The 13,208-nt window shown below is 63.4% G+C and carries 11 protein-coding genes and 5 pseudogenes; 3 read left to right on the top strand and 13 right to left on the bottom strand.

Annotated elements, in window-relative coordinates:
* From VQ044_RS21010 to VQ044_RS20980, 7 genes and pseudogenes are all read right to left on the bottom strand, one after another.
* Window positions 1-514: pseudogene (locus tag VQ044_RS21010) on the bottom strand (hypothetical protein); the annotation flags it as partial.
* A complete protein-coding gene (locus tag VQ044_RS21005) occupies window positions 511-738 on the bottom strand; it encodes an antitoxin VbhA family protein (RefSeq protein WP_327649389.1) in 228 nt (75 codons plus the stop codon). The pseudogene VQ044_RS21010 and the gene VQ044_RS21005, both read right to left, overlap by 4 nt.
* A gap of 311 nt (window positions 739-1,049) precedes the next feature.
* The gene (locus VQ044_RS21000) at window positions 1,050-3,218 is read right to left on the bottom strand and encodes a ParB/RepB/Spo0J family partition protein (RefSeq protein ID WP_327649387.1); all 2,169 of its coding nucleotides are present in this window, start codon (window positions 3,216-3,218) and stop codon (window positions 1,050-1,052) included.
* 281 nt (window positions 3,219-3,499) lie between these two features.
* Entirely contained in the window at window positions 3,500-3,778 is a 279-nt protein-coding gene (locus VQ044_RS20995) for a hypothetical protein (RefSeq protein ID WP_327649385.1), read from the bottom strand.
* A gap of 81 nt (window positions 3,779-3,859) precedes the next feature.
* Entirely contained in the window at window positions 3,860-4,180 is a 321-nt protein-coding gene (locus tag VQ044_RS20990; protein ID WP_327649383.1) for a DUF5983 family protein, read from the bottom strand.
* Window positions 4,177-4,491 (bottom strand): annotated as a pseudogene (locus VQ044_RS20985) (DUF6915 family protein); the annotation flags it as partial. The gene VQ044_RS20990 and the pseudogene VQ044_RS20985, both read right to left, overlap by 4 nt.
* Window positions 4,491-4,694: pseudogene (locus VQ044_RS20980) on the bottom strand (plasmid partitioning protein); the annotation flags it as partial. The pseudogenes VQ044_RS20980 and VQ044_RS20985, both read right to left, overlap by 1 nt.
* A gap of 345 nt (window positions 4,695-5,039) precedes the next feature.
* Between VQ044_RS20980 and VQ044_RS20975 the strand changes: the two are divergent.
* Complete coding sequence (locus tag VQ044_RS20975) at window positions 5,040-5,390, top strand: hypothetical protein (protein WP_327649381.1); 351 nt, start codon at window positions 5,040-5,042, stop codon at window positions 5,388-5,390.
* A gap of 8 nt (window positions 5,391-5,398) precedes the next feature.
* Window positions 5,399-5,896: an RES family NAD+ phosphorylase gene (locus VQ044_RS20970; protein ID WP_327649390.1), complete on the top strand. Its 498-nt coding sequence runs from the start codon at window positions 5,399-5,401 to the stop codon at window positions 5,894-5,896.
* A 92-nt stretch (window positions 5,897-5,988) separates the two neighbouring features.
* On the opposite strand, the gene VQ044_RS20965 is transcribed toward VQ044_RS20970, so the two are convergent.
* The 3 genes from VQ044_RS20965 to VQ044_RS20955 all read right to left on the bottom strand — a co-directional run bounded on the left by VQ044_RS20965 (window position 5,989) and on the right by VQ044_RS20955 (window position 9,305).
* Window positions 5,989-6,696 (bottom strand): helix-turn-helix domain-containing protein, encoded by a 708-nt coding sequence (locus VQ044_RS20965; protein WP_327649379.1) that lies wholly within the window; start codon window positions 6,694-6,696, stop codon window positions 5,989-5,991.
* Window positions 6,697-6,931: 235 nt separating this feature from the next.
* Entirely contained in the window at window positions 6,932-8,038 is a 1,107-nt protein-coding gene (locus VQ044_RS20960) for a mandelate racemase/muconate lactonizing enzyme family protein (protein WP_327649378.1), read from the bottom strand.
* A gap of 298 nt (window positions 8,039-8,336) precedes the next feature.
* Window positions 8,337-9,305: an ABC transporter ATP-binding protein gene (locus tag VQ044_RS20955; RefSeq protein ID WP_327649376.1), complete on the bottom strand. Its 969-nt coding sequence runs from the start codon at window positions 9,303-9,305 to the stop codon at window positions 8,337-8,339.
* Window positions 9,306-9,419: 114 nt separating this feature from the next.
* Between VQ044_RS20955 and VQ044_RS25870 the strand changes: the two are divergent.
* Window positions 9,420-10,282: pseudogene (locus tag VQ044_RS25870) on the top strand (IS110 family transposase); the annotation flags it as partial.
* A gap of 18 nt (window positions 10,283-10,300) precedes the next feature.
* On the opposite strand, the gene VQ044_RS20940 reads toward VQ044_RS25870, so the two are convergent.
* From VQ044_RS20940 to VQ044_RS20930, 3 genes and pseudogenes are all read right to left on the bottom strand, one after another.
* On the bottom strand, window positions 10,301-11,401 hold the full coding sequence (locus VQ044_RS20940; protein ID WP_327649372.1) for an ISAs1 family transposase: 1,101 nt from the start codon (window positions 11,399-11,401) through the stop codon (window positions 10,301-10,303).
* A 45-nt stretch (window positions 11,402-11,446) separates the two neighbouring features.
* Window positions 11,447-11,584 (bottom strand): hypothetical protein, encoded by a 138-nt coding sequence (locus VQ044_RS20935; protein WP_327649370.1) that lies wholly within the window; start codon window positions 11,582-11,584, stop codon window positions 11,447-11,449.
* Between the two features lie 150 nt (window positions 11,585-11,734).
* Window positions 11,735-12,891: pseudogene (locus VQ044_RS20930) on the bottom strand (IS4 family transposase).
* Window positions 12,892-13,208 lie beyond the last annotated feature (317 nt).

The raw sequence follows: 13,208 nt of genomic DNA, 5'->3' as shown, positions 1-13,208 counted from the left end.
GCTCAACAAAAGGCCTAGGAAAACCCTTGGCTATCAAACGCCAGCCGATATGCTGGAGCGAGCCGTTGCGTTGACCGGTTGAACCCACCCCCGCCTTCTTCACGAAGTCCGTGCGATCGAGGCCCTGTAGATAATCGTCAGCCTCGAGGCGGGTGAAGAGATCGCTGAGGCGTGCTTCGACCGTGGAAGCCGGCGCGAAGCGTGCGAGCGAGTCGCTCTTCTGCATAGTTTCGGGGAGCATGAAGGTCTCGCCCTCCAGCGTGATCGGCTCCCCGCGCATGACACCCGCCCACTCGTAGAGGTCACCGAACAGGCGCTGGTGGATCGCCCGCAGATGACCGACGTCGAAAGCCCCCGGAACCAGCCCTTGCTCGATCTCGGCGCGGGCGACGGTGTTGATCAGAATCTCCGCGGCCTCAAGGCGTGCGGGATGGTCGACGATCCCGAGCTTGTTGCGAGCCGTCAGACCATCGGCGGTCCGTAAAGCGTCGAAACCGCGGACGGGAAGGCTCACTTGACGGTGTAATGGGCAAGGATCGCCTTGCGCATTTTTATCGTCGTCATGTTGCCCTCGATGAAGGCTTCCTCGATCCATGCGGTTTCGGGATCGATCCGGGTCAGACCCTCCATCGCACAGCTGTGGTGAGCTTGCCGGACGGTCTCACGCCGGCTGGCGATCGCCTCGGGGGTCTTGGCCGGGCGCGCGGCCGCACCTTTCGAATTGGTGGCAACGGACATCTGAAGGTCTCCTTCGGGCTGATGGCGACAGGGAAATCATAGCAAGGATCGCTAACGGATCGAAGGCGCCGGCGACGAAAAACGGTTTGGCTGCGCTAGGCGAGGCAACTTGAAATCTGGACAAGCGCGATTGCGGCTAGCGCAGGCGCGCAAGGACGCGTTTCATGAAATCGGTACGAGGAAGGCACGAGAAAAGGGCCGCGCGGCCCATCGATGACGGTCCCCAGGTAACCAAAGGCGAGCACAGCCGGTGCAAGGCTTTGGCAGAGGTTTGAGGGAGGCTGATAAGCCCCCCCTCATGACGATTACGTTCAGGCGGCGCGATCGGTGAGGAAGGCCGGTATGACGTCGTCATCATCCTTGCCCCTGCCCTCCTCCAGTTCGTCCGCCTCGGCGGCCTCGTCCAGAGCGTCGGGTTTCCCCACCTCATCGAGCGAGCTGACATCCGCATCACCACCCTCGATCTGGAACGCCATCCCGGCGGGAAGCCAGCGGGCGGTCTTCTGTGCCGTCTCCGGCTGCAAGCCGGCACGCTCGCGGGCGTTCTCGCTGAACGCCAACTCCATCGCTTCCGCGAGCAACGCCTTCTTGTCGCCCGCGTGGTCGTGCGCCCACTGATCGCCTATCAGCTCGCGCGCGACATCCAGCGACATGCCCTTCTTCACCCGTCCGAAATAGTTGGCGGCTGTGGGACGCCAGCAGGCCGCGACATCGACGTTCATGCGCTGCCCGGCCCGCTCGACGATAGGATCGGCGCCGGTCTGGATCGAGATCTGCTTGGCCAACCCTTGCGCCGTCGCATAAGCGAACAGCGCCTGCTTCTCCCGCGTCGTCAGGGCGCAAAGCGCATCGAAGCCCGCGACACCAATCAATGGCAGCCAGTCGAGCCGCAGCGTGCTCTTCTGCGCCTCTAGCATCTTCTCCGCCACCGTGCCGCTCAGATACTCGCGCGAACCGTGGGTCAGTGCCGCCGTCACCCGGACATCGACCGGCTTCTTCGCATAACCCGACGAGAACACATCCTTGCACAGGGCATAGAGATTGAGGTCGAAGGCGGTCTCGAAGTCACCTGCAAGGTGCGCCCGCAGGATTTGGTGCCGCATCGCGGAGAGATCTTCCGCCAGCGCCGCGGAATAGCCGGTCTCGTTCACCGGCGCGGCATCGGGATCAATACTTGCCGGCGTGCGGAAGTGCCCCGCCGGCGCTTCGATACGCACGGGACGCGGCGCCGGGACGGTGGACGCGTCGTCGCTGTCGTCGTGATCGTCGGTTTCGTCGACCGAGGGCTCGCCGTCGTCGCTTTCACCTGCCGCGATAACCCGCTCGGGCTGCGGAATGTCTCCAGGCTTCACCAAGCCCGCCTCGATCGAGATCGCTCCTGCGTAGTTCACGCTGACGAGGCACCCGGCAACCGCCATCGCCTCGGGCGAGTATTCCTGCCGCGCATCCTCCATCAGCGTTTCCAGTTCGACGGCGCGGGCGCTGAGACGGTCGTATTCGGCCTCCTCCTCCGATGCCTCGGCGGACTCGGCAAGCACGGCGAGGCGGGCATCGACCGTGTCGAACTCTTCGGCGATCGCCGGGTCGAGGTCGACAGGCTCGGGATAGACTCGCCCGAACCCACGCAGCTCGGTGTAGGGAACATCGATCATCACCTCCGCCCACTTCCAGCGGGTGCGAAGATCGGCGGCGGTTTCCTCGAGCACGCTCCGTGCCACGCTCTCCAACAGCGCGGAATCATCGAAAAAGACGTTGTCCTTCTCTGCGAAAAGGTCGCGGGTGATGGTGCCGCCCTCGGCCTCATAGCGCTCGACACTGACGAGGCGGCCGAGGCGGCTACCCGCCGAAACGCGGGTTTCGTTTAGCATCGCCTTGATCTGCTGCGCCGGCGACGTGCCGTAGTAGCCGTAGCTCGCCTTGACCTGGCCGAGGACCTCGATCTGACGATCGTGGCTATCGGAGAGCGTGAAGGCCATCACCGCGTCGAGCGTGATCTCGCCCGCACGATAGGCGGCGAGGATCTGCGGCGCCACGCCGGCAAGCTTCATGCGCCTGCGGATCTGCGCGATGGTGGTCCCGAACCGGCCCGCGACCTCCTCCTCGCCCACCCCCTGGTCGATGAGACGAGCGAATGCTTCGAACTCGTCGGCCGGGTGCATGGCGACGCGCATCGTGTTCTCGACAAGCGACATCTCGCTGGCGTCCTCGCCTTCCTCGATGACGCACGGAACCTTGTAGCTGCCGTCGATGACGCCGGCAGCTTTCAGCGATTGCAGTGCGCGCAAGCGGCGACCGCCGGCGTGAACGAGGAAGCGATCGCCCTCGCCGGCGCTGACGCCGATATTCTGTTTCAGCCCGTGCGCGGCGATCGAGGCGGCAAGTCCGGCGTCGGCCTCGGCCGAGCTCGTCGTCTTGCGGACGTTGTCGGGGGAGATCTCGAGCCGGTCGAGAGCGATCTTGCGGATGGTGGTGATCTTCATTGGAGGAATCCTTCCAGGGTCTCCGACGAGCCGGGGAAAGCCTCTCTCTCCCCTTCTAGCCCGTCATACGGGCCCCCCTTCCTCTTCCTCTCCATCGCCTCAGCGGGACAAGCGGCCGGGCTTGTAGGGTGTCGGGGTGCAAGATGCTCAGGCGGCGGGCGAACTGGTGAGTTGCAGATCGAGCCAGTTACTGCAGTCGATCCAGTCCAGGCTCTTCCGTCGGCCAAGATCCAGGAACTGGCCGCCGCCGCCATAACCGTCGAGGCGGGGCTTCGAGCAGGTCAGCGCCCAGACGAGCCCCAGCGACCCGTGAGGTTGAAGACGTCGGCGCGACGCAGGACGAAAGCGATGACGTGCTCGGGCTCTCCGAATCCATCACCGTCATGGATGAAGAGCGATCCGACCGTCGTTGGATCGACGATCACGTCGAAGCCGATCGCGGTCTCATCGTCCCGGGCCAGCGCCGCTTCCATTTCGCGGTGGGTTTCGATTGCGCGGGCGGCGTTGTCCGACGAGCCAAGCTCGAGCCGGCAGGTGAACTGCGTGAAATAGTCGGCCATTTGGCCCTCCTGAAATGATGGAGCCCGGCGCGGTGGCCGGGCTCGATGGGTGGTGGAGAAGTGGAAATGGCGGGCAGATGATCAGCCCGGCCATTCGAAAGCCGGCAGGGCATCGTCCTCGGCAGCGTCGGCGTCGGCGTCGGCGTCGGCGTCGGCGTCGAACAGGATGTATTCGGCGCCGCTCCGCCGCGCATGGCGCATGGTGGCGGCGAGATCGTTCGGCACCGTGTCGTCGGGATCTTCATCGGCCCAGACGAACCAGCCAAATGGCGTTGCCGCGACCCAGTGCAGCGGTTGGTCGGCGGACCGTGCGACACCATCCTCCAGCCAGGTGCGCGACGCCGGCGAGAGATGCGCGGTCGAGCAGTCGAAGAAGACCCGCAGCGGGTAAACGATGCTCATGGCGAACCTCCGATCGCGCGCAAGTTCGGTCCCTCGGCAGCCGCGTCTAAAACATCCGCTGTGATCGCGAAGGGATCGATCTCCTGATGGATCGGTTGTGCACGTCCCATCCAGGGCTCCGGCCGAACGCAACGCACCCAATCGGCGAAGCTGGGGATGAAGCCGAGGTCCTCACGCAAGTGCTGCTCACCGATCAGGCGGACGGGGACGACGCGGCCGGTCGACAGTGTGATGGTCGCACCGAAGAAGCGCTCCAGCATGAAGATGCCTTCGGCATGATGGCGCAGCGCGCGATGACGGAAGTCGGCGGTGCCTGGGCTGCGCGCCGATGCCCGGCATCGATGACGTATCCGTTGCCGCCATCGGCCTCGGGCGCGACGACAGGCGGTTGCACGACGCCGACGGCCTTGATCGAGGCCAGCAGCAGGGCGTCTGACTGCGGGTTGGAGTTCGTGCGACGCGCCCGGTCGGGATTGTCCTTCAGCGCACGCGGATCGACGAGGATCAGTTTCATGGGAGTGCTCTCCTGTTCGTGGGTTCTCGGACCACGCCCTTCGGCGGTCCTTCTTCGTCTTCTTCTCGAAGACACAATCAAACCCGTGGGGCGGGAGAGCCGGTGCAACTGCGGCCGAGCATCCCTGCCCGGCAGGCCAAGCGGGGCTTCCAGCCCTGCGCGGGACGACGCGGCCGGGATCGCGCAGGCGGCGGTTGAGCGAGAGCGTCACCGGTGCGACCGCCACGCGAGGAAAGGTTTCCCCCTCCTTGTTTTTCTCCAACACCATTCCTTATTGAATACCGCTTAGTATGACGCTATATGTCGTCACAATAAGCGGCGTTTGAGATAGACAGGAAATCGCCCATGGGCCTGGTCCAATATTCCGACAACGGGTTCTTCGCACCGCGTAAGATCGCGGACGCCTTTCGCACGACCAGCGAGGAAGTCGCCCGTACAGCCGGGCTGGGGAAGGACGCCGTTCAGCGCAAGGAGCGCATCCGATCGGCCAAGACCCAGCGCCGCCTGCGCGAAATGGTCGAGATCGTCAATAAGGTCGAACCGCGGTTCGATTCCGCCCTGATGGCCTACGCCTGGTATCGGTCCGAACCGCTCTCCGGATTCTCGGGTCAGACAGCCATGCAACTTGTGCGCAACGGTCGCTCCGATGAGGTCCTCGATTATATCGATGCAGTCGATGCTGGCGTCCACGCCTAACCGTGCCGATGTTCTATCGCGGTCCGCTCTATCGCGCACTCAACCCCATCTATGCGCGCGAACCGCTATCGGGTCGCGGTGCGGAGCTTTATGGTGGACGGTTCAATCCGAAGGGGGTTCCAGCACTCTATTCGTCTCTGACGGTGATGACGGCGCTGAGAGAAGCCAACCAGGCGGGCAGCTTGCAGCCGACGACGCTCGTCTCCTATGATGCCGAGTTCGAGGGCGTCTTCGACTGCCGGGACGAGGCGGCCCTGCACGCCGAGGCGATGGACCCGGCCGCGCTTGCCGATGGCTCATGGCGCGATCAGATGAAGGCAACCGGCGAGGCGAGAACGCAGGCGCTTGCCCGGCGGCTTATTGCCAAGGGCTTTCGTGCAATGCTCGTCAGGAGCTTCGCGCCGGGTGCTGCCGAGGACGATCTCAATCTCGTGCTTTGGCGATGGGGCGACACAGCACCGTCCCGCCTTACCTTGATCGACGATGAGAACCGACTATCCAGGTAGGATGCGGTGATTTGATCGGATGTGCAGCCTGATGGTTCCAGTAGATCGCCTTGCTTCGACCGGGACATGCAAAACCTGGTAGTGGCTGTAGATCAAAAAGTCTGATCGTCTTGTAAGGAACGCATCCCAGCGGCTCCCATTGTGGCTCGGGCAATCGCCCACGAACAAGCCGGATACGCTGAAGCAGGGTCTTCTGGGGCTATCGTTTCTTCTTGCAAACCGGAGGCGAACCATACACTGCCACCAGAGCTCGATATCGGTGCCCTTCGGGAGCCCGGCCTGGATGGCTGCCAGCTCGGTGGGAAAGTCTTTTTAAAAGCGTCCACCTCGAACTCGTTCTGCGCATAGTGGCGCGGCCGAGCCGAAATCTTGGAGAAGCCCAGTGCCTTGAGTTCGCGGCCGACCGTCGTCTCGTCCAGCGAGATCCGGAATTCCTCGAAGATCCACTGCGCCAGATCCTTGCGTCGCCAGCGCACCAGGCCGTGGATCGCCGGGATCGGCCCGCTGTCTACGATCCGGGCCAGTGCCTGGCGCTGCTCGTCGTTCAGCTTGGCTCGGTTGCCAGGCGCTCTGCCGGTGATCAGGCCGTCGGCCCCACGGGCGTTGAACCGGACAACCCAATCCCGGACGATTTGCAAGGTGACGTCGCCAATCCGGGCCGCATCCGAACGCGAGCCGCCGTCGTAGATCTCGGCCAGTGCCAAAAGTCGACGCGCCTGCGCCGCATCCTTGGTCGACTTGGCGAGCCGACGAAGGGCTGGTCCATCAAAATCAGCACGAAGCGGGATCGGTGAAGCCATGGCAAACCTCCGTTTGCCGTCATCGATTCAGACTTCCGCCGATTTGAAACCCCCCGCTGAGTCAGCCATGGCGCACGTTGGTATGAATCAGGTTTTGATGGGACTTCACGATCGACGAGGCTCGGGCAAGTCTCGTCGCCGCCTGAAATCGATTCGGATCCTAATTGGGACCGATTGCCCCTCCTCCGAAGTGATGTTGGTTGGTAATTGCTTGCCCGTGTTCAAGTCCATCGTCCTATACTCGATAGCGAGCAATCGTTCGCTCATTGAGCTCAAGGCCCCATCCGGGACTGCTGGGAACGCGGTATCTTCCCTCTTCGAAGGGGTTCCTGTTTTCGACGAGTTCGTAGAAGAGCGGATCGCGGTCCGGGTGGAACACCTCCATCATTGTCCCGTGCGGGATCGAGGCCAGGAGGTGCGCGGAAATCTGCGGCTCCTCGTGATGACCCATCTCGACCTCGAAGGCCATGGCCATCGCCGCGACCCGGCGCCATTCGGTAGGTCCCCCGCTCCAACTTGCGTCGAAATTGCATATGTCGACCGCACGATCGATGAAGAGGTCGCGGCAACCGCCCCGATGGTATTCGCTCTGCCCAGCCGCCACGGGGATGCCGGTTACCGCGCGCACGAGAGCCATTGAGGATCGATCGTTGTACCAGCGGCAGGGCTCCTCGAACCAGCGGATGCCGCAGTCCGCAACAAGTTGCCCGAAGCGGATCGCGTCGCGCTGAGTGTATCCCTGGTTGGCGTCGACGGTCAGAATGAAGTCGGGCCCGGCGGCATTGCGGGCGGTCCTGACGCGCTCGGCATCCTCCTCCGGACTGCGGCCGCCGACTTTGAACTTGCAGCCGCCGAGGCCACGCGACTTCAGTTCCTCCATTTCGCGGCCGAAATCGGCTAGCGTCTTGCCTGCCTCGTAGTAGCCAGCGATCGCCACGACCGGCAGCGAGTCTCTGTACCCTCCCCAGAGTCTATACAGGGGCTGATCGAGCGCTTTTCCCCAGGCATCGAGCACGGCGCTATCCACACAGGCCTGGGCATTCGTGGCGAGTTTCCTGTCCCGGAGGATGTTGTAGGTCGCGCCGAGCCCCGCCTGCCAAACCCGCTCAGTGCTGAACACGTCGAGTCCGATTACCTGCGGGGCGATCTCCTCGTTGATGATCCTCAGGACTTCGCCCTGCGTCTCGAATTCATCGCCGTTATAGCACTCGCCGATGATGCCTTCGTCGGTATACACTCTCGTGATGATCGTGCAGCGATGCGTCATGTAGTAATGACTGCCCCGGAATATCCGTGGAAGCGGCATCTGGATCGGGATGGTTTCGATCTTCGTTATCTTCATGCCTGTTCTCCGTTGGGCAATAGCGGCGGCGCAGAGCGGACAGATGTGGCGCGTCGGCATCAGGGGTGTTGGCGTAGCACTTGGCGCGAACACCGCGGTCCGAAGCGCGTGGCATCCCCAGATCGCAAGCGTCCTACGGTGGTGCGACAGGGTCGGCTTTCCTGGAGATGACGGCTACATCGATCTGGAACCCGGATCAAATCCGTTAATGACGAAGATTCTTGAGGACATGCACCAGTGCATGATTATGTCCGTCAGCACTTCCGCTTTTGCGATTTTCGGCAGCCGGAGCATCATCTCAGACCGTCTCGAACCGCTGGGCGGATCCGGCCGGCTGATCCGCCGGAGAGACCGTTCCCACCCCGGCCAACGCGTTCCCGTGCCTACGCGGGAACGCCCAGCAGGACGCTGTCGGGACTGACAGAAACACCGCCTCGCCCTTCGCATGGCGTGGCGCCGTGCCGAATTCGACGGCTTCCCAACTGTCGCTGCCGGCTTTGACCTGATAGCTGGTCTGGATGCCTTGATAGAGCGCTTCGAGGACGTGTCCGGTTATCGCGTTGTAGTCGTCCCGTCGTTCCGAGCTCGACACCAGCGTGATGTTTTCGGGCCGGACGGCGAGGTCGGCGAGGTCGCCGTCCTGCGCTCCGGGATGCACCTGTGCTACCATCTCGGCACCGCTGGTAAGCCCGACCCGTGCCTCTTTCCCGGAACGGGCCAGGATGCGACAGGGAACGATATTCGTGGCTCCGGTGAATTCGGCCACGAACAGTTCGGCCGGAGCGTTGTAGAGTTCGACCGGCTGCGCGATCTGCAGTAGCTTGCCGCCCTGCATCACCGCGACGCGATCGCCTAGAGCGACGGCTTCGCCCTGGTCGTGGGTCACATAGAGCGCGGTCACCCCCGCCTCCTTGATAATCTTCCGCAGATCAACGCGGAGCCGCAGGCGCAACTTGGCGTCAAGGTTTGAGAGCGGCTCGTCGAGCAGCAGGATCCGTGGATGGTAGGCCAAGCTGCGGGCCAGCGCGACCCGCTGCATCTGACCGCCACTCAAGGCGACGACCGGCCGCTCCGCATAATCCTCAAGGCCGACCAGTTCCAGGACCTCGGACACCCGCTTGGCGATGGCGGAGCGTGACATACGCCGATGCTGCAGCGGGTAGGCGACATTGCGGAACACGGTCATGTGCGGCCAGATGGCATAGGATTGGAACACCATTCCGACCTCGCGCCGCCGCGGCGTTCCCTCTGGCCTCCGCCGTGGCAAGTCGCAGACTCCTTATTGCCGAAGGCAGAGATGGAGTGGATGCCGCTCTCCCCTGACGGCATCGCAATGTGCCACACTTGCGGTGTTCAAAGCACAAGTGAAGGAGGGGCATCCATGGAAGAAGTTACCATCATCGGCGTCGATCTGGCAAAGAACGTGTTCCAGCTGCACGGGGCGGCGGCGGACGGGTCGGTCGTGTTTCGCAAGAAACTGTCGCGGCCGCAATTTGCGCGGTTCATGGCGGAACATCCCTCGTGTCACGTGGCGCTTGAAGCCTGTCCGAGCGCACATCACTGGGCGCGGGAACTGGCTGGCCACGGTCACCGGGTCCGACTGATCGCGCCGAATTACGTCAAGCCATTCCTGAAGCGCCAAAAGAATGATGCGGCTGACGCCGAGGCGATCGCGGAAGCCGCGCTGCGGCCGACCATGCGGTTCGTGGAACCGAAATCTGCGGAACAGCAGGCTCGGGCTGTGGCGTTTCGCGCCCGCGCGCAACTCCTCAAGCAGCGGACCGGGGCGGTTCAGTCAACGCGTTGCGCGCACATCTCTACGAGTTCGGTCACGTCGCCCCGGAAGGGATCGGCTATGTGCCGCGCCTCGCGAAGGTCGTCGAAGATCCGGGCTCGGCGCTGCCTGACCTCGCGCGCGACGTTTGCCGTATGGTTCTGGACCAGATCCAATTGCTGACGGCACGACTCGCCGCGGTTACCGCCAAGATCGCCGCCGCGTCCAAGGCTGCCACCATGCCCCGGCAATTGCAGACCATGCCTGGTGTCGGGCCGATCGGTGCACTCGCGATCGAGACCTTCGCGCCGCCGATGAACCAGTTCCGGCGCGGCCGGGACTTCGCGGCCTGGCTCGGGTTGGTGCCGCGACAGCATTCCTCGGGTGGCAAGCAGCGGCTGGGGAAGACATCGAAGATGGGGCAACGGGATATCCGGCGACTGCTTGTCACTGGTGCCATGGCCATGATCCGGCAGGGCAATCGCATTTCAGAATAGGCTGAGCAGGCGTGCGAGATAGGCATTGTCCCAGCCTGCTCTTTGGAACTTGCCTTTCAACGATTCCCTTGAGCGATCCTTTTGCATGACGTTCAGGGCCATGTGGCGCAGCACGGCGAGATTGTTGGGGCCGTGACCCAGGCGGGTTCGATCCTGACCCTCGTTCATCACCACGTCGAGGCGCCAATGCAGCTGGTTCTCGACGCTCCAGTGCTGGCGGGCAACCGCGTTGAAGCGCTCGGCGGACAGTGCCGTCGAGAGGAGATGATAGGCCGTCTCGGTCGTCGTCGTCGTCCCGGTTTCGCGGATGCGGACGATCTTGCCGACGGCGGCAAGGCCAGGCCAGCGATGGTCGGCCTGCAGCCAGCCGATATCGGTCGAGACGGTGGCGGTGCGGGTCTCGATGCGGCCGTGGCCGGCATCGACGGTGCGGGCCGTCGCCGTCGCCGTCGCCTCGCGCGCCGGGTCATCGAGAAAGGTGACGACATCGTCGTGCAACCTGCCCTGATTGCCCTTCAGCGCCAGCACATAGTCGCCGCCCTGATCCACGATCTGCTCGGCGATCGCCCGTTGGCAGCCCATGGCATCGGCCGTCACGATGGTGCCTTTCAAGGAGAGCATCGCGAGCAATTTCGGCACCGCGGTGATCTCGTTGGACTTGGCATCGGTGGCGATCTGCGCCAGCACCAGACGCTGCTCGCAGCCCCAGGCACTGACCATATGCAGCGCCGACTTGCCGCTGGCGCGGTCGAAGGACCGGCGCACGACCTTTCCATCGATCGCCACGACACCCGCGACGCTCTCGCAGAACCGTGCCATGAAACGCTGAAACACGCTGCTGAACTCAACCGGATCGAGCTGGCGGAACAGCCGGCTGAACGTATCGTGACTGGGCGTGCCCTTCTCGAGCTTGAGAAAGCCCCGCAGAAACGCTTCCTTCGCCTCGGCAAACCGCGCCATCGAGACCGCGCCTTGCCCGCCGCACAAAACGGCGCACAGCGCGATCATCAGAATCTCATGAAAATCATGCAGCTCGGCATTGCCCGTTCGGGGGTCATCGAGACCCTCCCAGCAAGCGGCAAATTCCTCCACGGCGTCCTCCCTCAGGCGGAACGCCGCCGCGCAAGAGAGAATCGATCAGAACCATAAAGGCATGAAGCCTTCACGCATGAAAATTCCAAATGCGATTCCCCTGGGATCTGCTCCACACACTTCAAGGGTGGAGCGCTCGCGGCGCTTACGTTCAAGAAGCTCGGTCATCGGCTCAATATGCATCTGATTTCCGCACGAAGAAAGTGCCGGTCGATCAGGGGCTCGGGTTTCACGCGAAATTCTCAAGCTTTGCAAGAGCGGACGAGGTCCCGGAAATCCAAGCTCCTCCGCTCTGCAAAACATGTGCGCGAAAGCTCACGACTCCCCTCATTTTCACACCGCCTGGAAAGCATCGGCGAAGACGGGCAGTTCGGCGAGCATGGCGGCGAACCGCTTGACCAGCGGCAGCAGCCGCATCTCCGGCATGGTCGGGATCAATTCATAAAGCATGCAGCCCTGACGGAACAGTGAGTGGGTCCGCCGTTTGGTCGTATTCGACTTAAGATATCGATCGTATCCGAGCGCCTCGCCTGCCGCGCCGAGGAGGGTGAGCAAAGCAATCGCCAGCGCATTGAGCAGCCACAGACGATCCCGCCGCGCCGGTGTGCTGACGTGGATGGTCCCCATACCCATTCCGAAGCGCGGGTCCTTGGTGTCGCGGAACCCGCACTCGATGCCCCAGCGCTTGCCATAGAGGCGCATCAACTGCGCAGCGGCGGCGTCGGTGATGCTGGTGGCCAGGCACCAGACCTGCTTCATTGCCCGCTCCTGCACGCACAACACGGCGCCGACCTGATACTGCGCGGCGGTGACGCGGGCGCCGCGCAGGATGCGTGCGCGTCCGCCGGGTCCAACCCAGGCGGCGGTGGTGCGCACCTCGCCGTCCGCGCTGGTCACGTGGATATTGCCGCGGAAACGGATGACGTAGTCGAAATGCAGTTCCTCGGTCAGCACCCGATAGAGCTTCTGATCGCCAAAGCCGCGATCGGCCACGATGCACACCTTCATGTCAGCCGGCAGGGCCTCGGCCAGACGCACCAGCGCCTGATATTCATACTCGTTGCGCCGGTCCTTGAGCGCCGCCTTGTCCATCGTCAACCACAGCAGCGGCATGGCGCGACCGTGCCGGGTGAGCAGTGACAGCATGATCGTGGACTGACCGTCGGCGTCGAACTCGGTCCAGTCCATGGCGACGTTGATGCTTGTCCGTGGCCCGACCACGTAGGGCACCCAGCGGCGCGCGACGGCATCGATGTCGATTGCCGGGTTGGAGAGCAGCCGATCCACCTGCTTGATCGAATGCTTGGGGGGGAGGCCGCGTGCCAGGGCGAGACCCTGGCGATGGCCGCCACCGCCAGCGACGTGGCGCGCAGGACGCCGAGCGTGGCGTTGGCGAGCGATAGAACGCGCTTGGCGTGCAGGTCGCCATCGAACAGGTCGTCGAGAAAGCGATGCACCTGGCTGGCGTCGAGGGTCTGGGTTGATGGCATGGACGGCCTCCCGAATCATGGTCATACGCCGGGAGATTCGACTGTCCTCGGCACGACGCAAGGGATAGCTGGCCGACAGACAAATCCGAACCGGATCAGGCTGCCTGTTTCTTCTCACGCAACGATCTTACCCAGCCCGCGCGGGAAAAATGAGGGGATGGCTGAGGCGCGAAAGAGCTCCTCTATGCAATGAATTATGCAACGTCCGAGGAGCCGTCGTATGAAACGTGCCTATCCGCTTAACGCCCATACCCACAACATGTAGGGTGCTGCCACTCTCCCGAATATAACCCCGCTGCGGTCGGCGCAGTCGTGCT

The sequence above is a fragment of the Aurantimonas sp. C2-5-R2 genome (assembly GCF_036549495.1).
GTDB classification, from domain to species: Bacteria; Pseudomonadota; Alphaproteobacteria; order Rhizobiales; family Rhizobiaceae; genus Aurantimonas; species Aurantimonas coralicida_A.
Note: the sequence above shows the minus strand (reverse complement) of the source record. Positions and strands in the feature narration are given on the sequence as shown.